General features: G+C 60.9%; 15 protein-coding genes. All 15 read left to right on the forward strand.

The window, feature by feature from the left end; all coding sequences use genetic code 11:
• The first annotated feature begins 29 nt into the window (after positions 1-29).
• The 15 genes from ACSAMM_RS00865 to ACSAMM_RS00935 all read left to right on the forward strand — a co-directional run bounded on the left by ACSAMM_RS00865 (position 30) and on the right by ACSAMM_RS00935 (position 23,981).
• Positions 30-1,208 carry a GDSL-type esterase/lipase family protein gene (locus tag ACSAMM_RS00865; protein ID WP_457789090.1) on the forward strand — a complete coding sequence of 393 codons (1,179 nt, stop codon included), beginning with the start codon at positions 30-32 and terminating at the stop codon, positions 1,206-1,208.
• A gap of 60 nt (positions 1,209-1,268) precedes the next feature.
• On the forward strand, positions 1,269-4,856 hold the full coding sequence (locus ACSAMM_RS00870) for a hypothetical protein (protein WP_457789092.1): 3,588 nt from the start codon (positions 1,269-1,271) through the stop codon (positions 4,854-4,856).
• An 80-nt stretch (positions 4,857-4,936) separates the two neighbouring features.
• Complete coding sequence (locus tag ACSAMM_RS00875; RefSeq protein WP_457789094.1) at positions 4,937-6,127, forward strand: uroporphyrinogen decarboxylase family protein; 1,191 nt, start codon at positions 4,937-4,939, stop codon at positions 6,125-6,127.
• Positions 6,128-6,156: 29 nt separating this feature from the next.
• A complete protein-coding gene (locus ACSAMM_RS00880) occupies positions 6,157-7,629 on the forward strand; it encodes an ABC transporter substrate-binding protein (RefSeq protein ID WP_457789095.1) in 1,473 nt (490 codons plus the stop codon).
• A 28-nt stretch (positions 7,630-7,657) separates the two neighbouring features.
• Positions 7,658-9,184, forward strand: coding sequence for a DUF4127 family protein (locus tag ACSAMM_RS00885; protein WP_457789097.1), 1,527 nt, complete (start codon positions 7,658-7,660; stop codon positions 9,182-9,184).
• A gap of 7 nt (positions 9,185-9,191) precedes the next feature.
• A complete protein-coding gene (locus ACSAMM_RS00890) occupies positions 9,192-12,062 on the forward strand; it encodes an extracellular solute-binding protein (RefSeq protein WP_457789098.1) in 2,871 nt (956 codons plus the stop codon).
• 46 nt (positions 12,063-12,108) lie between these two features.
• The gene (locus ACSAMM_RS00895; RefSeq protein WP_457789100.1) at positions 12,109-13,050 is read left to right on the forward strand and encodes a carbohydrate ABC transporter permease; all 942 of its coding nucleotides are present in this window, start codon (positions 12,109-12,111) and stop codon (positions 13,048-13,050) included.
• 25 nt (positions 13,051-13,075) lie between these two features.
• On the forward strand, positions 13,076-13,933 hold the full coding sequence (locus ACSAMM_RS00900) for a carbohydrate ABC transporter permease (RefSeq protein WP_457789102.1): 858 nt from the start codon (positions 13,076-13,078) through the stop codon (positions 13,931-13,933).
• 13 nt (positions 13,934-13,946) lie between these two features.
• On the forward strand, positions 13,947-16,046 hold the full coding sequence (locus tag ACSAMM_RS00905; protein ID WP_457789104.1) for a YIP1 family protein: 2,100 nt from the start codon (positions 13,947-13,949) through the stop codon (positions 16,044-16,046).
• 14 nt (positions 16,047-16,060) lie between these two features.
• Positions 16,061-18,265, forward strand: a complete 2,205-nt coding sequence (locus tag ACSAMM_RS00910) for a DUF5696 domain-containing protein (protein WP_457789106.1) — start codon at positions 16,061-16,063, stop codon at positions 18,263-18,265.
• A 19-nt stretch (positions 18,266-18,284) separates the two neighbouring features.
• Positions 18,285-19,205: an ABC transporter permease subunit gene (locus tag ACSAMM_RS00915; RefSeq protein ID WP_178671845.1), complete on the forward strand. Its 921-nt coding sequence runs from the start codon at positions 18,285-18,287 to the stop codon at positions 19,203-19,205.
• 16 nt (positions 19,206-19,221) lie between these two features.
• Positions 19,222-20,199, forward strand: coding sequence for a carbohydrate ABC transporter permease (locus tag ACSAMM_RS00920; protein ID WP_457789108.1), 978 nt, complete (start codon positions 19,222-19,224; stop codon positions 20,197-20,199).
• A gap of 22 nt (positions 20,200-20,221) precedes the next feature.
• Positions 20,222-21,355 carry a hypothetical protein gene (locus ACSAMM_RS00925; RefSeq protein WP_457789109.1) on the forward strand — a complete coding sequence of 378 codons (1,134 nt, stop codon included), beginning with the start codon at positions 20,222-20,224 and terminating at the stop codon, positions 21,353-21,355.
• A 25-nt stretch (positions 21,356-21,380) separates the two neighbouring features.
• Complete coding sequence (locus ACSAMM_RS00930; protein ID WP_457789111.1) at positions 21,381-22,541, forward strand: hypothetical protein; 1,161 nt, start codon at positions 21,381-21,383, stop codon at positions 22,539-22,541.
• Between the two features lie 60 nt (positions 22,542-22,601).
• Positions 22,602-23,981, forward strand: a complete 1,380-nt coding sequence (locus tag ACSAMM_RS00935) for a GDSL-type esterase/lipase family protein (RefSeq protein WP_457789113.1) — start codon at positions 22,602-22,604, stop codon at positions 23,979-23,981.
• The last annotated feature ends 8 nt before the right edge of the window (positions 23,982-23,989 follow it).

Consider the following 23,989-nt stretch of genomic DNA (forward strand, 5'->3'; position numbering starts at 1 on the left):
TGGCCAGGCGCGGGGAAAGGAGAACAGACATGAAAGGTCTGTGGAAACGGTTCGCCGCCGGGATAAGCGCTGTGGCACTGACCATCGGGTGGCACGGACAGGCGGCCGAAGCGGTGCCGGAACGCTATGTGGTGGCCTGTGTGGGGGACAGTATCACCGAGGGGATCGGCGCGACGTCGCCGGTTCTGTACAGCTATCCTGCGCAGCTGCAGAAGCTGCTGGGCGAACGCTACGAGGTGCACAATTGCGGCTCTGGCGGCACGACGCTGCTCAAGTCCGGCGACTTTTCCTATAGGAAACAGAGCCGCTACCGGGAAAGCCGCACCTGCAATCCGCACATCGTGATCATCATGCTGGGCACCAACGACTCCAAGCCGCAGAACTGGGCCAAAAAGGAGCAGTATGTTCCGGACTTGGTGGAGCTTATTCAGGTCTACCAGAAGCTGGAATCCAAGCCGCGGGTGTATGTCGCCACGTCGGCCACGGTTCCGCAGGCGCTGGACGGCATTACCGACGAGGTGGTCACGGGCGAGGTGGTTCCGCTGCAAAAGGAGGCCGCCCGCCAAACCGGCTGCGAGGTCATCGACGTCAATCAGCTGACCAAGGGACACGCCGACTGGTACTGCGACGGCGTCCACCCGAACAATGACGGGTATGCGCAGCTGGCCGCGGCCTTTGCCGACGTCCTCTCCCAACGATACGACCCCGGCATTGTCCGGCAGTGGAGCGCGCGCCTCGACGCGCTGCCGTCAAATCCCGACGCCGGCTATGCCTCCGAGGTGGAAGCGCTGCGCTTTACGCTGGGCCAATTCAGCGAGCGGCAGGCCGCGCTTGTCACCGACCAGCAGAAAAAGCGGTTGGCCGCCATGGAAGAAGCGGTGAAGAGAACGACGGCTGCGCCCCGCGTCACGACCACGCAGCCCACAGCCGCCTCCCAACCCACGACTACAAGCGGCGCGGCCGTTACCACCGCGCCCACCTCCCCAACGCAAGCGGCGACGGCGAGCGAAGCGCCGCTCACCACCGCCTCTGCGGTCACCGGTTTGCCCACCACCACCGGCAGTAACGCCACAACCGCCGCCGCTCAACATACGAGCTCCGCCGTGATTTGGTGGGTTCTGGCGGGCGTCGTGGCCGCCGCCGGGGCCGGGACGGGCGCGCTGGTATGGGTGCGCCGCCGAAACTCACCTGGAAGACGAATGGAGTAGACAGCGAATGGGCTGTGCAATATCGCGTTGCTCACATCATACTTTAAGGAGGAAAAAGGCATGAAGTCCTACTGCAAACGAGTTGGTATTCCCCTGCTGATCCTGACGCTGCTGGTAAGCGTCATGGCGCCGCTGATTACCCTGGCGGAAGATCCGCCTCCCAGCTACGAAACCGACGATTGGACAGAATTCAACAAGCTGGAGGTCGCAGACGATCTCCACGATGCCAGCCAATTCCTTAGCATTAAGTATAGCCAGGGCCTGACCTTCCGCGACGATGACAGTCCCTATTTCGCCGAGGGAGACGCCTGCCTGTTTTTCAGCGACGACACGGTCTATGGCTTGAAAAATGAGATGACCTGGGAAATACGCGCCAAGGCCAAGATCGCGCTGACTATGTATTATCCCTGGGGTATGACCGACTGGGCCGTGCCGAAGCCGGAGAATATGCCGGAGTTTTTCGTCAGTGAGGATCGGGTGAACTGGACGCCCGTCGCCCTCAGCCGCTCCCAGCGGCTGGGCTGCTACAACAACTTTATGATCCTGACCGCCCATTGGATTGACGAAACGCCGGAAGGCTCCCGGTATCTGAAGGTGCGCTTCCCCCTGGAGGGCAACGTGTGCGTGGCTGAGCTGCGGCAGAGCGGCGGCAGCACCGATACCCTTTACGGCGACGTGTTCTCCGACGGGACGGACGCCAGCATGATGAGCAAGGCCATCGCGACAAGCGAAGACGTGTACCCCAAGGATAACGATTACGTTGGCCAGGTGGAGAAAGCCGACATCGACGCCCAGGGCAGGACGAACGCCATCGCCACCTACTGGCCGGTAGAAAACTCCCACTCCTATGTCACCTATCAGATTCCGGCGGGCAGCAAGGTGCTGGCCGAAGGCTATATCTTCACAGAGATATGGAAAAAGAACGACAAAGGCCTTCCCGAGGTGGGGACGCTGGATGAAAAATTCGGCGATCGCTTCTTCCGTCTGTCCACTTCCGCGGATAACCGGACCTGGACAGTGGCGGAAAACACCAAAATCGCCGCCTATGCCGGCCCGTGCGGGGCGGCGGATGCGAGCGGCAACTATCCCATCCGCGGCTGGGACAAGGTGATCCTGTGCCTGGACGAGATGCCGGCCGGCCACACCTATCTGCGCATCGAAATGCCCAATTATAAGGATGTGGCGGGCTACGAAGCCTCCGCCTGGATGCTGTTCCTCACCTCCATGCGGGCGCAGCAGCTCAAATCCGCGCAGGAGGAGACGGCCAACCTCGCCCGCTTCGACGCGTTGGACACGGTGGATTCCTTCAAGGACGTCAGCCGGTTGAGCAGCGTGCTGCACAAGACGGGATACACCCTTCGCCCCGGCGGCGAGGACGAGGCGATGTTCCGGGACAACGACGATGTGCTGTCCTTTTCCAGCGCGGTTTACAAGCTGACCAACGAGCTCACCTGGGAGTTCTCCGCCGGGCAGCAGCCGGTGCTGGCTCTGTATTATCCCAAAACCCTGCTGGATGAAAACGGCGGCGTGCCCCAGGACAAGGCCCCGGCGTTTTATACCAGCACCGATCGGTTCAACTGGACGCCGCTGGAAATGGATGAGGTTCTGCCGCTGGGCGCTTACGGCAGCCAGAAGCTGGTCAGCTTCTGGGGAAAGAGCGCGCCCGCCTATACCAAATATCTGAAGGTAGCCTTTAAAACCGGTGAAACCGTCTATTTGTCCGAGCTGAAAAGCCAGGGTACCGCCGATCACTCTTCGGATTACGCCGAGGTGTTCTCGGATCCCATGGATACCTCTATTCGGCCCAACGGGCGCTGCGACGTGGTTTTCTTCAACGACGAATGGGGAATTTTCTCACCCGGCCAGGGAGAGCTGAAGGATTTCCGCCGGGACGACGACCTGATGGGCGTGATGCGCACCTATTGGCCGGAGGACGATCAGAAGGAGCTGTGGGTTGATTATCAGGTACCGCTGAATTCCCGCGTCACCATGGAAACCTACCTGGTGGACATCATATGGAAACGCAATGAGGACGGGGTTATCCTGCCCGGCACGCTGGACGAAGCCTGCCAGTCCCAGGGCGCGTTTAAGGTATACACCTCCGCCGACGGCAAAACCTGGACGCAGGCGGAGGCGAAAATGGCCGTCTATCCCGGCTTTGGGTATGTGGACGGCGCCTACATCGACCGAACCTTCGATAAAGTGATCTACGGTATCGATAAAATGCCGGAGGGTCATGGCATGGTACGCATCTGCTTCCCCAACTATATCCACGCGGGTACGGTGAATGGGGTCGAGGTGGCGCCGGAAGAGGGGTTCACGTGGACTTGGATTCCCTCCATCAAATCCATTCGGGCGGAGCTGCCCGTTTCGGGCCTGGCGGATGCCGAGCCGGTGGCGGAAGGCGATCTGGCTGATCTGCCGGTCATTGATGACTGCGGTGATCTGAGCAAGGCGGAGCCTTCCCTGCTGGAGAACTTCCGGGTACAGGCGCCCAACGGGGTGTCCGTCGGCACGACGGATCCCGGCGACGCGGTTCTTGTCCGGCAGCATGGCGACGTATCGTCTAGCCTGAGCTGGACCATCGGCTCCCGTTCCAAGGTGGCGCTGATCGCCTATCAGCATAAGGATACGCTGACGGCGGGGGACGCGCCCACCGTCAAGGAGAACAGCCGTCTGCAGCTGCTGACCGGGCAAAACCGGTTTGAGCTGGACGAAGCCCAGGCACAGGTGAAGGTACTGGGCCGCGTGGGACACAGCGACTATTATAAGGTTGCGTACGTCATCGAGGAAACCCGCCGGTATGACACCCTGCTGCGCGCCGTGTTCCCGGTGTGCGCCAAAGGGACGGACATCGCCGTCACCACCCTGCGCGGCACCGCTGGAACTAAGGAATCCGATCCGGCCTGGAAGCCCGGCTTCCACGATACCTGCGAGGACGATTCGCTGGTGTATGATTTCGAGGGCCTGGCCGAGTTCGTGTATGAAGAAATCCCCCGGGACGGTGTTTTCGCCAACGACGGGGCCGTCTTCCCGGATGGGGACTTGGATCGGGTGTTCCCGACCCGCGCATCCATGGATAACGCCATTGTCTGGGAGGTGGCGCCGGGCTCCCGTGTGACCTTCAAGCTGCACTATATGTCTCTCATGTGGGATCTGGACAGCCACGGGATGCCGAAGGCCTCGGTGCTCAACGCCGAGCGGGAGGAGGCCGGCGACGAGGTCATGCCGAAGATTTACAGCTCGGCGGACAATGTGGTCTGGGACGAAATCACCGATTTCCAATGGGAGTTTGCCCCGGCCTATTACCTGGGAAGCGGCGACTTGTCGGAGCACCGTTATGATTTCGCCTATTTCTATGTTGATAAGCTGCCCGCCGACGCCCGGTATGTCATCTTTGAATTCCCGGGCCAATACAGGAACCCGTGGGAAGTGAAGCTCTACGACGTGCTGGCCGAAGCGCCCGCCCGCCAGCCGGATTCCGACACCTCGAAGGAGCCGTCGGATCCCTCCTCGAACGTCTCCTCCGACGACGGCCCGGCTCCTGACACCGGCGTCGGCGTACAGCCGCTGGCCCTGACCGCCGCGGCGGGGGCCAGCCTGCTGCTGCCGCTGCTGTACCGCCGGCGGCAAAAACGGCGCGGCTGATCTGGTTCGGCAGGGGGTGCAAAATGGTACATTTTGCACCCCCTGGAACACCGATTTTTTAACAGAAGGGAGGGGGATGTGTGGAGGGAAATTTCCGCGCGCATAACGAAGAGGTACAGCGGATATGGCGGACGTTCTATAGCGGCCGCCCGGAGCGGATGCCCATGATCCTCGGCGTCAATCCGCGGTATCTGCTGCTGGATCCCCGCTATAATCCCAAGGGGATTACCTTTGAACAGTATTTTACCGATCCGGAAGTCATGTTTCACGTCCAGCTGGAATTTCAGGATTTTGTCCGTCACCATGTGTGGGCGGATCATGAGATGGGCGTCCCGGAAGAGGGCTGGTCCATTACGGTGGATTTTCAGAATGTGTATGAAAGCGCCTGGCTGGGCGCGCCTGTCGTATTTCGAGACGGGAATTGCCCCGCCTGCGCGGCGTTCCTGGACGATGACCGCAAGCATCTGCTCTTTGAAAAAGGCGTGCCGGATCCCTTCTCCGGACTGATGGCGAAAGCGCGGGAATACACGGAACGGTTTAACGCCATAAGGGAAAAAGGCTTTGTCTATAAGGGCGCGCCCCTCGCGCCGGTGGTTCCCTCGGTGCTGTACACCGACGGCCCCTTTACCCTGGCCTGCAACCTGCGGGGGGCGGATCGCTTTTGCCTGGACATCTATGAGGATCCCGATTTTGCCCGTCAGCTCCTGGATTTTGTGACGCAGGCGACCATTCAGCGGCTGAAGGCGTGGCGCCGGTATTTGGGTCAGGCGGAGATACAGCCATCCCTGGCCTTTGCCGACGACAGCATCGCCATGCTGTCCCCCGCCATGTACCGGGAGTGGGTTATGCCGTGCCACAAACAGCTCATCGACGCGCTGGCCCATCCGGATGGGGATCATGCGGTGCATCTGTGCGGGAACGCCTCGCACCTGTTCGGGGAAATGGCGGCGCGCCTGCACGTCGTTTCCTTTGACACGGGATACCCCATCGACCACCGGAAGGTGGCGCAGGAGCTGGGGCCCGCCGTCCAGATACAGGGCGGCCCCACCGCCAGTCTCCTCCTGAGCGGCAGCCGGGAAGAGGTGGCCGAGGAAACCGTCAGAATCATACGCGCCGTTAAGGACGTGACCCGGCGCTTTGTCCTGCGGGACGCCAATAACGTCTCCCCGGGTACTCCGCTTGAGAATATACGCGTTATGTACGACAAGGTGCGGGAAGCGGGCGTGTATGAAACGGCAGAAGATGAATCCATGCCCGGAAGCCATCGATAATTGACAGTATATAGAAAGGGCGAAGCAATATGAAAAGAACATTGGCCTGTCTGCTGGCGGCGATTTTGTGCGCCTCCATGGCGGCCTGCGGCAGGAACCCCGTCACCCCCTCCTCGACAGAGAGCGCCGGTTCCGCGCTCTCCAGCTCCGACGTTTCGGGGGACAGCGCCGCCACCGGCGGCACGGAAACCACCGATACCACGCAGAATACGGAATCCAATTCCCCGGCCCAAACCACCACGGCGGGGAAAACGCCGACAAAAGCCACCTCCTCCAAGCCGACCTCCAAGCCGGTGGTGAGCGTGTCGCTTCCCTCCTATAACATCAAGGGGCAGACCGTGGAGCTGCTCACCCACGACAGCCCGGAGACGGACGCCTCCAGGGAGCTCATCGCCCGCTTCAAGGAAGCCTATGGCGCGACGCTGAAAATGACCAACTGCGACTGGGCCTCGATGCAGACGGTGCTCAATTCCCGCGTCATGGCCAACAACCCGCCGGATGTGACGGTGGTGCGCAACGCCGACTATTACACCTATCAGCTCAGCGGCATCCTGCAGGACATCAGCGGCAAAATCGACTACAGCACGCCGCTGTGGAAGGATGTCAAGGCCATCAACGACAGTATGAAGGTGACCGATAAGCAGTATTATGCCGTGATCAACCGCTGGGTGGGCTGGTATATCTGGTACAACAAGTCCATCATGCTGGACAACGGCATTATGGATACGCCGGATAAGCTGTATGATCAGGGAAAATGGACGGTTTCCGCCATGCGCAGCCTGGCTAAGGAGCTGACCGTGCGCGATGGGGAAAAAATCACCCAGTATGGCCTGGGCTCCGACTACGGCACGCTGGCCAACTGCCTCGAGGTAGCGCGGGGGGCCACGCAGGTCAAACGCAGCGGCAACACCTTCTCCAGCAACATCAACGATCCCGCCCTGGCGGACGCCTTCAATATGCTCTACGATTTGTATGCGGCGGACAAGTGCATGACTCCCATCGATCAGCACAACAACATGTTTGCCAAGGGCCGCTGCGCCATGCTGGTGGAGGGCAGCTGGCTGCCTCAGCAGCGTTCGATCAAGGCCCTGAAGGATAAGGGCTCCATCGGCATGGTTCCCTTCCCCAAATGGGAGGGACAGGCGGAGCATCAGTCCGGCGAGGTGACCTGCACGGGCATTCCGCGCGGCGTCAAAAATACCGACAAGGGGATGGCCTTCATCAACTTCCAGCGGTATATCGCCATTGATACGGCTCAGCTTAAAAAGAGCCGGGAAACCCAGAAAACCAAATATTCCATGACCGATAAGGAGTTGGATTATCAGGAGGCGGCCGCCGACAAGGCGGTGGTTGGCTCCTGGCTGGGGATTCCCAACAGCCCGAGCTATCTGATGGCCATGATGGTGGCCTACGGAAACTCCTGGTCCCTGACGGTGGAAAAGTATGGTCCCGACCTGAAAAAATCCATCGACGAGCTTAACGCCATGGTGAAAAAAGGCTAAATCCTCAAACGGAAAGGCAGTTACCTGCATGAAAAAATTGGTGCTTCTCCCCATAGACGAACGCCCGTGTAATTATCGCTTTCCCTATTTGCTGGCACTGGATTCTGAGTATGAGGTGGTTCGTCCGCCGCTGGAAATTATGCCGCATAAAAAACAGGCGGGGGACTGCGCCCGATTGCTGGCGTTTCTCGAGGAGCAGATGGCGACCGCCAAGGCGGTGATCCTCTCGCTTAACACCCTGCTGTACGGCGGGCTGGTGCCTTCGCGCGTCCATACGGACAGCTATGAAACCGTTGCCGCCCGGCTGGAGCGGTTTTGCGAGCTCCGGCGGCGGTATCCGCAGGTGAGGGTGTACGCCTATACGCTGATTATGCGCTGCAATCGCGCCAATAACAACGAGGAAGAGCCAGATTACTGGGCGCCGTGGGGGTATCGCCTCTTCCGCCTCGGGTATCTCGCCGATAAGGCGGAGCAGGCCGGGCTGACCCCGGAAGAGGACGCGGAGCTGTCCGGCCTGCGCGGCGAGGTGCCGGAGGCGCTGCTGCGAGATTATCAGGAGCGCCGCCGCGTGAATCATCGGGTAAATTTGCTGTGCCTGAAAGCCCTGCGGGACGGTCTGTTTGATTTCCTGGCCATCCCGCAGGATGACGCGGCGGAATACGGGTACATGTGCGTGGAACAAAGAGAAATCCGCCGCCGTATCGCGGAATACCGCATCGGCACCCGCTGCTATTTGTATCCGGGCGCGGACGAGGCCGGGTGCACCATGCTGGCCCGCGCCGTCAACGAGGACAGGGGGGAGCAGCCGCGGGTGTATATCCGCTTCAACAGCTGCGCGGCCGAGCAGGTGCAGCCCCTGTATGAGGATCGCTACATAGGCGAATCGGTCAAGTATATGGTGCTGGCGGCGGGCGGCCTGCCGGTGTACGCCCTGGCCGACGCGGACATGGTTCTGCTGGTAAACTGTCCGGCGGATCGCATGGAATACCGGATCGTGACAAACCGGCAATACGGCGTAAACCGCACCCCGGTGGAGCTGGCGGAATACGCCGCCTACTGCATCGGCCGGGGGATCCCGGTCGCCGTCGGCGACTGCGCCACGGTGAACTCCGGCGACGAGGAGCTGGTGGATTTGCTCCGGCAGAAGGGGCTGCTTTTCCGGCTGGCGGGCTACGCCGGGTGGAATACCTCCGACAACACCCTGGGGACCGCCGTGTCCATGGGAATGCTGTACCGGTATTTCGGCGACAGACCGGCCCACCGGAATTTCCTGGCGCTGCGGTATATCGAGGACGTCGGGTATGACGCCGTCGTACGGGATAAGGTGATCGACGGCTTTGCGCCCCCCGTGGGGGAAATCGGCGGACATATTCCGCCGCGCGGCGAGGCCGCTGATTTTACCCGGAAAGGCCTGGAGGCGTACGCCGACTCGCTCGTGGACGGCGAGGATGGACGGATCGTGGTGGAGGATTGCTGGTTCCCCTGGGAGCGGGCTTTTGAAATCGGGCTGGCCGTCCGCTTTGAGGAACGGCAGGTTAGCGCGGAAAGGGCGTGAAAATGCCATGAATACGTTGAAAAAAGGAGCCTGGGTACGCCGCTTGGGCGCGCTGGGCGCGGCTCTGGCGCTGGCGATTCCCGCCGGTTTCCCGGCCGCGGCGGAAGGCTCCGTCCAAAATTCAGCAGCGGCCCGGCCGGACGATTACGCCGCCTACCTGGCCGAGCAGGCCGGTACGGAGCAGCCGATCGAGGAGATTCTCCTGTCCGCCGCCGACTTTTACCCCGCTGCGCTGGAGCGAACGGGGAATGTCTCCTATGAGTCCGACTGCGCCGGCAAACCGGCGGTATGCTTTACGGACGGGAGCGCGATCACCTTTTCGGCGACGGCGCGGCGGGCGGGCCTTTATCGTCTGGAGGTTTCTTACCGGCCGCTGGACGGGGTTATCCGCGAGGTGGAATGCGCCCTGCGGCTTGGCGGGGGGCTCCCCTTCGCGCAGGCGGACAGCCTGCTGCTGCCCAAGCAGTATGAGAAGACTGTGGCCGCCAAGGATAACCGCGGCAACGATATTCGTCCCTCCTCGGTGGTCCGGCAGGACTGGACGACGCACACGGTGGCGGATTCCACCGGTATGTACGGGGCGCTCCTCTTTCCTCTGTCCGCCGGGGAGAACCGGCTGACGCTGACCTTCTCCACCGGCACGGTGGCGGTGAGCGCTCTCCGGTTTTATAACGTTCCCGACCCGGTCCCCTATACCGCTTACCGGGAGAAATACGCCGGTGCGGCGGAAACCGGCGGCTTCGCCAGACAGATAGAGGCGGAGGACGCCGACGTACGCTCCAGCTCGGTCATCAGCCTCAATATGGATCGCAGCGGGCCGGAGGTGTCTCCCAGCGATCCCGTTCTCCTCAAGGTTAACACGCTCGGGGGCAGCGGCTGGGCGCAGCCCGGCCAGTACGCTTCCTGGACGGTAACCGTCCCGCGCAGCGGCTGGTACACTCTGCAAATGCGCTACCGGCAGAACAGCGCCCGTGGCCGGGCGGTCTATCGCCGCCTGTATATCAACGGCGAGATCCCCTTCCGGGAGGCGGAGGCGCTGCCCTTCCGCTTCAGCGACGAATGGCAGACCGCCTATCTGGGCGGCGATGAGCCCTATTGGTTCTATTTGAAGGAAGGGGACAATTCCATTCGTTTGGAAACCAGCCTGGGCGGCTATACGCAGGTGATCGCCAAGGCGGACGAGACGGCGCGGGCCCTGGGAACCTTGTATCGGGAAATCGTCCTGATTACCGGGCAGAATCCCGACGCCAACCGCGATTATATGCTGGCCCAGGAAATCCCCGATCTGCCCGCGCAGCTCGAGACGCTGAATGCCGCCCTGCATGAGGTGGAATCCCTGCTGCTTGCCATCGATTCGCGCGCGCTGTCGGATGATGCGGCCACGGTGCGCACGCTCTATGTGCAGATCCAGGGCTTTTTAAAGGATACCGAGACGATTCCGCTGCGTATGAGCAGCTTTCAGACCAATATCAGCTCCTTCAGCGATTTTGCCGCGGGGCTGAAAAAGCAGCCGCTGGAGCTGGACTGCTTTGCCGTCGCCTCGCCGGACGCGGCGGACATCCTGGTCCGGCCCGGCTGGACGGCGCGGGTTTCCTATGGGGTGCGGGCGTTCCTTGGCTCCTTTACGGGGGATTATGCCAGCATCGGCAGCGTCGAGGCGGGCGGCGCCTCGGTGGAGCTTTGGGTGAACAGCATCAGCGGCTCGGTGGGGCGCGATCAGGCGCAGATACTCAAGCAGGTGCTGGACAGCCAGTTTACCCCCAAAACAGGCGTGACAGTGAATCTCAAGCTGGTGCAGCAGGCGCTGGCCCCCGCCATATTCTCCGGACGCGGCCCCGACGTGGCCGCGTATATTCCCACCGGCGATTCGGTCAATCTGGCGGCCCGGGGCGGGCTGCAGGATCTCAGCGGCATGGAGGGCTTTGCGGAGTTTACAAAAGCGTTCAGCCCGGACGCCTTTCTGCCGCATACCTATAACGGCGGTGTATACGGCGTCCCATTCACCGAGGATTTCCCGGTTCTTTTCTGGAGAACCGATATTTTTGAGCAGCTGGACATTCAGCCGCCCAAAACCTGGGACGACTTCTACGACGTGCTGTCGGTGATACAGAAGAACAACATGACCGTCGGCATTCCCAACGTGCAGGGTACGCAGATGAGCACCAACAATTCCATATTCGCCATGCTGCTTTACCAGCGGGGCGGCCAGTATTACACCGAAGCCCGGGACGCCACCGCGTTTGACAGCGAGGCGGCGCTGGACGCCTTCCGCCAATGGACGGATTTATACAAAAACTACAGCCTGCCGGTGCAGTACAGCTTTTATCAGCGCTTCCGGCTGGGCGATATGCCCATGGGCATCGAAAACTATACGATGGCCACCATGCTGCAGGTCGCGGCACCGGAAATCGACGGTCTTTGGGAAATGGCGCCCCTGCCGGGCATAACGCGGTCGGACGGCACCGTGTGCAATACCGCTATCGCGGGCGGCATGAGCACCATCATGCTCCGCAGCGCCAAAGACAAGGCGGCGGGCTGGCAGCTGATAAAATGGCTCTCCAGCGAGGAGGCTCAGGCGGCCGTCGGCATTGAGCTGGAGGCGCTGCTTGGCCCCTCGGGCCGCTTTAATCCCGCCAACCGCGCGGCTTTCGACAATCTGCCCTGGAATAAAACCGAGGCCGCGGCCATCCGCGCCCAGTGGCAAACCGTGACGTTTCTGCCGCAGGTGCCCGGCGGCTATTACGTGGATCGCAACCTGACCAACGCGTTCCGCCGCACGGTGTTCTACAGCCGGAATTACCGGGAGGCCCTGCTGGAATACAACCGGGAAATCCAATTGGAAATTACGCGTAAGCGCCGCGAGTTCGGCCTGGACTGAACGACCACGGCTTGCCAACCTGTCGAATTGAAGGAGTTTGAGGAGTATGCGCAGAATAGAAGGCCCTGACCGGCCAAAAGGCCGGCGCCGGGTCGGCAGCTTCCTGCGGGAGTGCGTGCGGGATCGGGACAAATACGCCATGCTCCTGCCCTTTTTTGTCCTGTACGGTCTCTTTACCCTGGCCCCAATCCTTTGTTCCATCCTGCTGAGCCTGACGGATTTCAATATGCTGTCCACCCCGCATTTCGTCTGGCTGGACAATTATCGCAAGCTGCTGCTGGAGGACAGCGTTTTCCCCACGGTGGTGAAGAATACGCTGCTGTTCGCGCTGATCACCGGGCCGCTGAGCTATTTTCTCTGCCTGATCGTGGCCTGGCTGGTCAACGAGCTGTCGCCCATTCCGCGCGCCGCCATGACCTTTCTCTTTTACGCGCCGAACATCGCGGGTAACCTCTATGTGGTATGGAGCATGATCTTCAGCGGCGACATGTACGGCTGGGCCAACGGTTTCCTGATGAACCTGGGGCTGATAAACGAGCCGGTGCAGTGGCTGTCCGATCCCGGCACCAATCTGACCATTATTATGATCGTGCAGCTTTGGATGAGCATGGGGGCGGGCTTCCTGACCTTTATCGCCGGTCTGCAGGGGGTCAACCGTTCGCTGTACGAGGCGGCGGCCATCGACGGCATTCGCAACCGGTGGCAGGAATTCATCTATGTGACCATCCCGACCATGGGGCCGCAGCTGCTTTTCGGCGCGGTGATGCAAATTAGCGCCTCCTTTTCGGCCGGCCGTATCTGTATAGAGCTCGCGGGCAATCCCAGCACCGATTATTCCGCCAGCACGCTCATCACCCACATTATCGACTATGGAACGCAGCGCTATGAAATGGGTTACGCATCCGCCATTGCGACGGTACTGTTCGCCGCCATGCTGCTGTGCAACCAGCTTATCCGCCGAATCCTGCGGGGATATACCCAGGCGTAAGCGAAAGCATCGGGAGGTCATGCTGATGAAACTTCATACCCGCAACAAGCTGAGCCGTTCGCGGCTGGGCAATTTGGTGGTGCTCGTCCTTTTGGCGGCCATGGGCGTTTTTACCGCGATTCCCTTTCTCTTTTCCATTGTCCAGTCTATCAAGCCGGTGGATGAATTGTTTGTGTATCCGCCCCGCCTCACGGTGTCGCGGCCCACGCTGGATAATTTCGCCGTGCTGTTCAATTTGACAAGCTCCACCTGGGTGCCGGTCTCCCGGTATCTGTTCAACAGCCTGCTGCTGACCGTTTGCGGCACGGTGGGGAACGTCGTCGTCTGCTCCATGGCGGCGTATCCCTTGGCCAAGCTGAAATTTCACGGCCGGAAGCTGCTGTTCAATCTGGTGGTGGTTTCCCTTTTGTTTACCTATGAGGTTACTTTTATCCCGAACTATGTCATCCTGTCCAAGCTGCAGATGCTGGACACCTTCTGGGCGCTTCTCCTGCCGGCCGTCGCCACCCCCATGGGCCTGTTTTTGATGAAGCAATTCATGGAGCAGATACCCGACTCGGTGGTGGAATCCGCCCGGGTGGACGGGGCGGGGACGCTGACCCTTTACTGGCGGATCGTTATGCCGCAGGTCAAGCCCGCCTGGCTGACGCTGGTGATCTTCAGCTTTCAGTCGCTGTGGAACCGGGAGGGGCTGGAATTTATCTTCAGCGAGGAGCTCAAAATGTTCCCCACCATCCTCAAGCAAGTGGCCTCCTCCGGCGTGGCCCGGGCCGGCGCGGCCGCGGCGGCCGCCGTCATCCTGATGATCCCACCGATTGTGGTCTTTTTGCTCTCCCAGTCCAATGTTATCGAGACCATGGCCAGCTCGGGCATTAAAGAATAAGGAGGGGGACGCTTTGAAAAAAAACGTATTTCGCGGCCTGTTGCTGGCCGCCGTCTCCCTCGCGCTGGCGATGCCCGCGGCGGCCTTTACGCCCTATACGCCGTATACCTACGATTCCTACGGACACAGCACCCCCTCCGCCAACGGCTACGAGGCCGAGACGACGGTGGCCGTGGCCGAACTGGGCCTGACGGGCGCGGCGGCCGATCTCCATTGCACGGCCGACCGGGTGTATGTGCTGGCGGAGAACGGCGTGGCGGTGCTGGACAAACAGCTCCGCCCGATACGCCTCTTAGACGCCTTTACCTATCAGGGACAAACGCTCACCATCAACAGGCCCCGGGGCCTGTTCGTCCTGGACAACGCGCACATTCTCATCGCCGACACGGAAAACCGCCGGGTGCTGGAATGCGACGAGACCGGCGCGGTTTCCCGTATTTTGGAAAAGCCCGCAAGAGTGGGCGAAGAAAACAAAGGCTATCTGGAAAAGCTGGATTTCCGCCCGATCAAGGTGCTGTACGCCGGGCGGGAGGACATTTACGTCCTGGTGGAAAACTGCTATCTCGGTATCCTCCGCTACAGCGCGGACGGCACGTTTCACGGCTTTTTCGCCGCCAATCAGGTCGAAGCGTCGCTGAGCCAGATGATTGACAAGCTCTGGAAGAAGCTGCTGACCAAGCAGCAGCGCTCCTACATAGCCAACTATGTGCCTGTGGATTATTCGTCCTTCGACATAGACGGCGAAGGGTTTATTTATACCACCACCAGCCGCAGCAACTCCACGCTGGACGAGATCCGCAAGCTCAACACCGTGGGCAAGAACATTCTGCGCACCGATATGCAGTACGACACCCTGGGGCGCGGGGATTACGGGGATCGGGATAAGCTGGTTTACCGCCAGAAGTCCTACGATTCCAAGCTGATTGACGTGGCCGCGTCGGATGACGGGGTGTTCGCCGCTCTCGATCAGCAGCGCGGCCGCGTTTTCGTCTACGATCAGGATTCTAACCTCCTCTTTGCCTTCGGCGGCAGCGGGGAGCAGAAGGGGCTGTTCCGCCAGGCCGCCGCCATCGACTACCTGGGAGATTCGCTGCTGGTGCTGGATGGCGATAAGGGGGCGCTGACGGCTTTTCAGCCCACCCGGTTTGGGCGGCTGGTGCTGGAGGCCACCCGGCAGAATGCCGCGGGCCGGTACGATCTGGCCCTGGAGCCATGGCAGGAGGCGCTGCGGCTGGACGCCAGCTATGAAAACGCCTACCGGGGAATCGGCAAGGCCTATATGTCAGCGGGCCGCTATGAAGAGGCCATGCCTTACCTGCGGCGCGGCGGCGATCGGGAAAACTATTCCAAGGCCTTCAAGGTGGTGCGCGGCGGCTTTATGCAGGCCTGGTTTTATCCCATTCTGGCGGGCGCCGCCCTGCTGCTGGCGGCGGTGGTTCTGCGCCGCCGAATCTGGCGCGCCGTCACGCGCGGGAAAACGCTGCCGGTTCTTCTGCCCGTGGAAGAGCGCCCGACCTATCCCATGCGCCACCTGATCACGGGCTTTGACGGGCTGCGCCGTTCAACGGGCCGCTCAGCTCTGGTGGTTTCCGCCGTCCTGGTGGCGCTGTGGTTCTTCTCCTCGCTGTTTATGCGGCAGTATACCGGCTTTACCTTTAATCTGGAAAACCCGCAGGAACTCAATATTCTGTTCATTGTGGCCCGTACGGCGGGGATTTTCCTGCTTTGGTGCCTGGCGGCCACGGGCGTCAGCTCCATGCTGGACGGCGAGGGGGGCTTGCGCCGGATTGCCGTCGTCTCCGCCTACGCGCTGGTTCCCATGGTGATGGCGCAGTTTACCTATGTCCTGCTTTCCAATGTGGCGATTTACGACGAGGGGGCGCTGCTCAAGGCCCTGCTGCTAATCGGGTATCTGTGGAGCGGCTGGCTCCTCTTCTATGGCGTCAAAGAGGCGCATCAGTTTTCGGTTTCCCGTACGCTACTGGCGATCCTGATGACGGTACTGGGGATGCTGTTCTGCGGCCTTATCCTGGTATTGGTGTATGGGCTGCTCCAACAGCTCGTCGCCTTCTTTGCGACGATTTTCAACGAGCTCATTCTGCGCTCTGTCTGATAAGGGGGATATTCATGTCATATCGCATTTCCGCGCGGCGTATAGCGGTAATTTTAGCGGCGGCCGTCATGGCCGCTATCCCCTTGACTTCCGCGCAGGCGGCGGCGCCCGGCAAGCACTCCGCCGCCGAGCCGGTGTCCTATCGGGAGGAAGAGGGAACTCTCTCCTTTGAGAACGACCATCTGTCGGTGTCGCTGGATACGGCGACCGGCGAATTTCAGCTGACCCATCGGCCAAGCGGCAAGGTTTACCGCAGCAATCCGGAAGAGAAGAACGATCCGGCGGTCAAGGGGATCAACCGGTTTGTCATGTACTCGCAGCTGCTGGTCACCATGCTGGATCGCGCGACCCATGAAACCTCCCAGAAGGTGTCCTATACCGGCTCGGTCATGCGGGAGGGCCTGACCGTGGAATCCATCGAGGGCGGCGTGCGTCTCGCCTTTACCTTCCCGGAAAATGAGGTGACGGTTCCGCTGGATCTGGTGCTGGACGGGCCGGTGCTTTCCGCCCGGGTGGACAGCGCCGCCATTCAGCAGGATGGAGACTACCTGGTGGCCGGTCTCGCGGTTCTCCCTTACTTTGGAAGCGGCACGGCCAAGGATGACGGCTATCTCCTCATCCCGGACGGCAGCGGCGCTTTGGTGGAGTTTGGGACGGATAAAAGCGCGTTCAAGACCTACAGCCAGCCGGTATACGGCAGCGATCCCGCCTATGCGGGCGATATGGATACCAGCCGCAAGCAGCCGATCCGCCTGCCGGTGTTCGGTATCCAGCGCAACGGCAGCGCCTTCCTGGCGGAGATTGCCCGCGGCGCGGAAAGCGCCAGCCTGGAGGCCAGCGCCCCGGGTATGATTAACGGGCAGGGGACGGTCTACGCGTCCTTTACCTATATCGGCTCCGGGCTGGTGACCATTGGAGAGAGCAGCCAGGGGGCCGTCAAGGAATCCCAGGTGTATCAGACGGGCAACCGCCTGCTCGACGACGCGCAGGTGGACTATCATTTCCTGCCGGAGGGCGGGGGCTATACCGCCATGGCGGCGCAGTACCGCTCGATTTTGCGGGAGCGGGGAAGCGGGGCCTCTGCGCTGGATCCGACGGCCCTGTATTGTGAATTTGTGGGCGGCGTGATGCGCCGGGAAAGCGTTTTCGGCTTTTATGTCAACCGGGAAAAGGCCTTGACCACGGTAGAGGATATGGAACAGGCCGTGCGGGAGCTGGATATAGCCGCCGCCACCGTGATTTACTCCTCCTGGACAAGTCAGCAGATACACGGCGGCCTGCAAACCAAGGCCGTCCCCTCCGGCAAGCTGGGGAAAGCCAAGGAGCTGCGGACGCTGGCGGAATCGCTGGGGGAGGGGCGGCTGCGCTTGTCCTATGAGCCGCTGCTTGTGCAAAAGAGCTCGCTAAGCTTTATCCGGTATTTTGACGCCGCAAAGCGTATCGGCGGCGAGCTGAATAAGGTGTACGCCTATAAGCCCAGCACCCTGTATATCGACCGGGACAAACCGGTGTCCTATCTGCTCAAGCCGGGCCGCTGGGATAAAACCTTCCGCCCCTTCACCGCGTCGTTTGACGAGCGGTATCCCGCGGCGGATATGTACAGCGCGACGCTCGGCGGCGTCACCTTCACCGACTTTGACAAAAAGCAGTTTGTCACCCGTACGCAGGTGGCCGAACAGGCCGCCGCCCGGCTGAAGGAGGGGGGACGGCGCTGGACGCTCAAGGAGCCGAACGCGTACGCGATCCCCTATACGGATACCGCCGCCGAGGTGCCGACGGCCTCCTCCGGCTTCGATCTGTTTACCCGGGACGTTCCCTTTTACTCCCTGGTTTTAGACGGCCTGGTGAACAAAACCATCCCGGCCGCCAATCAGGACGGCGACAGCCGGCGCGCGCTGCTCAAGGCGCTGGAAACCGGCAGCAATCTGTACTTCCGCTTTATCTGCGGCGCTCCGGAAACGCTGACCTATACCGCGCAGGACGGGCTGTATTACGGCGCGTTCGCCCAGTGGAAGGAGGAGGTCGCCGCGCTGTACGCCGCCTATGCCGCCGTGGCGGATAAGACGGCGGGCGCGCGGATTGACAGCCATCGCCGGATCGGGGCCGACGCCTATGAAACCCGCTATACCAACGGGGTGCGGGTATTGGTCAACTATGCGGACGAACCCATGGATTTTGAAGGGATCGCGATTTCCGCCCAGGGCTACGCCGTGATCTGAAGGAGAGGAGACAAGCCGCGTGAAGCAAACGAAAATTCGGCGCAGTCCGCTGTCGTATGAACGCAAAAAGCAATATTATGCCTACGGCTTTATCGCCCTGTGGCTGGTCGGCGTGATTTTTTACTTCTTCCGCCCCCTGGTTCAGATGGTCGCCTATTCCCTGAGCGATATTGTGCTGACCGATACCGGCTATCATCTGGATTTTGTAGGCCTCAAGGAGTTTGACCGCGCCCTGCGCACCGACAATAAGTTCATTCAGAACCTCGCTGGCAGCTTGGGGGCCATGCTGTATCAGGTGCCGGTGGTGGTGTTCTTCAGCCTGGCGGTGGCCGTGCTGCTCAACAAGCCCTTCCGCGGCCGCACGGTGGCGCGGGCCGTCTTCTTTATCCCCGTCATCGTGACCAGCGGCGTGGTGCTCAGTGTGCTCAACGGCAGCGGCACCTCGGGGGAGAACACGCTGCTGCAGGCGCAAAGCAGCAATATGTTTTCCATACGGGGGAGCAGCGACGTGCTGTATGAGCTGGGGCTGCCCCAGCAAATCGTCACCCTGCTGGTGGACACGGCCAATAATATTTTTAACCTGTCCTGGAAATCCGGCGTGCAGATTTTGATTTTCCTGGCGGCCCTTCAGACCATCAGCCCTTCCCTCTTTGAAGCGGCGCGGGTAGAGGGGGCCAACGCCTGGGATACCTTCTGGAAGCTGACCATCCCCTCCATTTCCCCCATGATTCTCCTGTGCCTGGTCTACAGCGTCATCGACAGCTTCGTCGATTACGACAATGTGCTGATGAACTACATTCAATCGTATATGAAGCAGCTGGACATCGAGTACAGCTCCACCATGGTCTTTATGTATTCGCTGGTGATATTCGCCATTGTCGGCCTGGTGTTTTTATGCACGCGCCGGTTGGTGTTTTATGCGGACGATCGGGATAACTGAAGGGAGGTCAACCCATATGAAAGCATCCATCGCACCGGCCGCCCGCCAGGCCGCCATCCTCAAGCGCCGCAAACGGGCGCGGGGGGCCGTCTACGCGCTGTGCCGCGCCGCCGTTCTGGCAGGCCTCTCCTTTGTGCTGCTGTATCCTATTCTCTATATTTTTTCCATGGCGTTCCGGCCAAGCGATCAGGTGCTGGATCCCCTGGTGGTGTGGATACCGCAGAGCTTTACCATGGCCAATATTCGTCAGGCGTTTTCGGGGATGCAGTACATGGAATCCCTGTGGCAGTCCGTGCGGATAAGCCTTGTCAGCTCCCTGCTGTCGGTGGCCGTTTACAGCTTGGTGGGCTACGGCTTTGCGCGCTTCAGCTTCCGGCTGAAAAAGCTGTGCTTTGCCATCCTGATCTTCACGATCATTCTGCCGCCCCAAGCGCTGCTGATCCCGCAGTATCTGGAGAACAGCTATTTTGACTTTTTCTTTATCGGTCGCCTGGTCGGCCTGTTTACCGGCACGCCCCTGACGGTGAATATCCTGGATTCGGTATGGGCGTTTTACCTGCCGGCAATCTGCGGGTTCGGCGTGCGCTCCGGCATCCTGATTTTTATCTTTATTCAGTTTTATCGCGGCCTGCCCAAGGAGCTGGAGGACGCCGCCTACATCGACGGATGCGGGCCTCTGCGCACCTTCCTGCGGATTATGCTGCCCAACGCCCTTCCAGCGCTTATCACCGTCCTGCTCTTTTCCGTGGTCTGGTATTGGAACGATTACCAGTACGCGGGCATGTTCTTGGTGGATAATCAGACGCTGCCGCTGCGCCTGTCCAATCTGAAAATGGTACTCAACAGCGCCGCCGGGCAGCAGCTGGATCCCTACCAGCTTTCGGTGCTGCTTCCGGCCGGCTGCCTGCTGGTGATCCTGCCGCCCCTGATTCTCTATATCATTTTCCAGCGCTATTTCACGGAAAGCATCGAACGCACCGGCCTTGTCGGATGACCGTCGAAAGGGAGTTGCCTGTATGATGAAAAAAAGGATCGCCGTGCGGGCGCTGCTGGCGGCTGCTTCCCTGGTCCTGAGCCTGACCGCCGGCTGCGCGAGGGAAGGAACGCCGTCTTCCGCGCCGCTGTCCTCCACGGGGGCTGCTACCGCCTGCAGCGTATCGGCCGCCGGCACGTCGGCGGCCACCCTCGTGCAAACGACCGCCTCGGCCAAGCGGATAACGACCACAACCGGCCAAACCGCCCGCACCACGAAGGAGGATACAACCATGACCAACACCACGGCGACGCAGCATTCACCGGAACCGACCACCTCAGCGGAAAAGCCCCGCCCGCGCCCCACCCTGGCCGGGCCGAAGGGTAGTCAGGCCTTCACCAACCTGACCTATAACAACGCCGGGGGAAAGATGGGGGACGCCGACGGCCCGGCCTACTGCGTGTATTCCAAAATCGGCTATAACCGGGCCTCTATCGATATCCTGCTCAGCGAGCTGCGGCACAACCTGTACCGCGAGTCGGATATGCTCCCCCTGACCGCGTACATCTTTCTGGGCGTGGATATTTACGACGCGAACGGCCAATGGGTGAACTGCTTTGACGCCGGCTTGGGCTTTCACAACGGCAAGCAGAAGTGGACGCTGTTTCACAATATCCTCAAGGTGCCGCCCACCCAGGACAAATGGTATATGTCGGGCAAATATCTGGACGATACGCACGACTATCGCATCGTGCTGGATACCTCGTTTAAGGACGATTGGGCGGCGCTGATTGTCTACGATCTGACCGAGGGCGGCGTGGAATACGACCGCGCCACCTTCCGCACCCTGTATACGCGCAAGGACGGGAGCAATACCGCCTATCTCCAGGACTACGCCCTGGATTTCCCCGACAATGTCAAGTACAACACCCGCGGGGAGCCCGCCGGGAACGATTGGCCGGAGATTACCCTCTATAATACGGATGAAAATATCTACATGAAAAACCTGCGTATCGTCGGCGCCACCCTGAACGGCCGCCCCTGGACGCAGGAACACACGGCCAACCGGGCCGTATGGCCCGACTGCACGCAGAAGAAAATCCAGTATCCCGTGGTCCGGCTAAGCCGGGCGAGCTTTGATACGGAATTGCAGCTGGATTTTGATATGAATCGCTGAAAATCTATACAATGAGGTGATGAATTTGAAACGGAAAAATTGGATCCCGCTTTTTTGTACAATCCCGCTGGCGGCGGCAGTCCTTGTTACCGGCTGCGCTTCCCACGACGCGGTAAGCTCCGGCGCGCCCGTGAGCGACGCGGCGGCCAGCACGTCCGCCGTTCAGACGCAGCAGACCGCGGAAACGGAAGGGACGACCGCCCCGTCTTCCGCGGCGGCCACTACCGCTGGTTCTCCCTCCCCCAGCACGGCTCCCGCCGCCCCGGCCAAAACAACGCGGGCCAAAACGATCGCCGCCTCCAATACGGCGAAGCCCACGACCGCGCCCACGACGAAACCGGGCCCCCGCCCGACGCTGCCGGATCCCAAGGGAACGCAGTCGATAAACAGCCTGACCTATAAGAATAAGGAGCGCATCGGCGACTGGGGCGGCCCCGCCTACACCGTGTATTCCAAAAAGGGCTATAACCGCGCCAGCATGGACGTGGCCCTCAGCGACGTGGAGATCAACATGATCCGCCGTTCGGACAAAAAGACATTGGTAGGCTACGCGTTCCTGGGAATGGACGTCTTTCATCCCACCGGCGGGTATTGGGTCAATTGTATGGACGCGGGGATCAAATACGACGGCAACTCGGGCAAATGGGTTCTTTTCCACTTCATATACGACGTAAGCGCCGCCAATCAGCAGAAGTGGTATGAATCCCATAAGGCTCTGGATCCCACCCACGATTACCGGATTTCCCTGGATTGCTCCAAGTCGGAGGGCTGGACCACCCTGTCCGCTTACGATTTGACCGAGGGCCGGGAAGCGGACAGCGTTATGTTCCAGGCCCGGTACGCCAAAAAGGACGGGAGCAACGTCGGCTTTTATCAGGATTTTGCCATCGATATGCCGGCCGACCTCATGCGCGATCCGGACGGCAACGTCTATGAGGTCGACTCCGCGATTTCCGATGAGGGCTGGGCGGGCATTATTCTGTATAGCACCAATGAAGACGTCTATCTGCGCAATTTGAAAATCGTCAACTCCATGCTGAACGGGCAGCCCTGGACGGCCGATAAAACCCGTCTGCGCGGCTTTTCGCCCGACAGCCTGCAGCCCTATATCGGCTATGAGGTCGTCAAGGTCACCCGCGCCAATTTCGACAACGAATTCCAGGTGGATATTGACTTGAAAAAGTGACCCTTTAAGCCGCCGTTCCGGCGGAAAGGGTCACGGGTAAAGGAGGAGTCTTTCGTGTATATGCGCATACGGATGACGGCTGTGGCGCTGCTTATCGGCCTGACGGCGGCTCTTGGCGGGTGCGGGCGGCCCCCGGCCCCCGCCGCCGGAGCGGCCTCGACCGGTACAAGCGTATCCTGTGCGCAGTCCGCCGCCCTCACCACCATTGGGCAGGAACCCTCCGGGAAGCCAACCATCGCCGCCCCGCCGCCAACGGAAGGGCCGCGGGGTACGGCCGCCTCCGGCACAAGCCGTTCGCAAACGGCGGCGGGCAGTAAAGGGACGAGTACAACCACCGCCCCGGCTCCCGCCGCCCCGTCCACGCCCGGGCTATCGGCCAGCGACGTACGGCTGCTTGGCCGCCAGTTTTACGACGCGGGGACGGGGGCGACCTGGTTCAGCTTTACCAACGCCGGCTTTGAGCTGATCTTTACCGGCACGGCTCTGCGGGCGGAGCTGACCGCTGATATCGAATCGATCCGCGACGAGGCGAATCGGCCCTATTTGTCCGTGTATGTAAACGATATGGAAACGCCCGCGCAGATTTACGGGATGGCGCAGAAAGAAGCGACCCTGACGCTTTTCGAGTCGCGGACGGTTCAGACGGTAACCATCCGGGTTTTGAAGCGCTCGGAAGCCTCCGTCAGCTCGATCGGCGTCCGCCGCCTGACGGCGAACGTGGGATCTTCCCTGACGCCCACCGCGGCGCCCAGCCGCCGCCTGGTCTTTTTGGGGGATTCGTTTACCTGCGGCTTCGGCAACGAGGGAACGCCGGAACAACCGTTTCAAACCCGCACGGAAAACGGCTGCGATACCTACGCCGCCCGGGCGGCCCGCGCTGTGGGCGCGGATATACAGTGCGTCTGCTGGTCGGGTATCGGCGTATGCTCCTCCTACACCGAGACGGCGCAGCCCAACACCGCCTTTTTGATGAAGGATTTGTATCCCAAAGCCGACTACGCCGGTCACCGGCGGCTCTTTTTGGAGCAGAAAGCCTATGATTTTTCACGCTTTCAGCCCGACGTGGTGGTTATTCACTTGGGAACGAACGACAGCTCCTATACCTCTCGCGCGGGGGACGGCGCGCGGGAGGCATTCGGCCGGGCGTACGACGCGCTGCTGTCCACCGTGAGGGAAAAGCATCCGAAAGCGGTAATATTATGCGCCCTGGGGCCTGGCACGCCGGAAACGCGCAGGCTGTACGAGCGCATCCGCACGCTGGTGGAGTCCCGCAGAAGCGCCGGGGATTCTCGTATATTCGATATGGCCTTTGCCAACACGCTTGACGGCGAAGGGCTGGGCAGCGCCGATCATCCGTCCATGAAGACCCATATCCGCATGGCGGAGGAGCTGACGGGACAGCTGAAGGCCATCCTGGGCTGGAACGGCCCGAACGATTAAGGGACGTG

The sequence above is a fragment of the Anaeromassilibacillus sp. SJQ-5 genome, assembly GCF_054108045.1.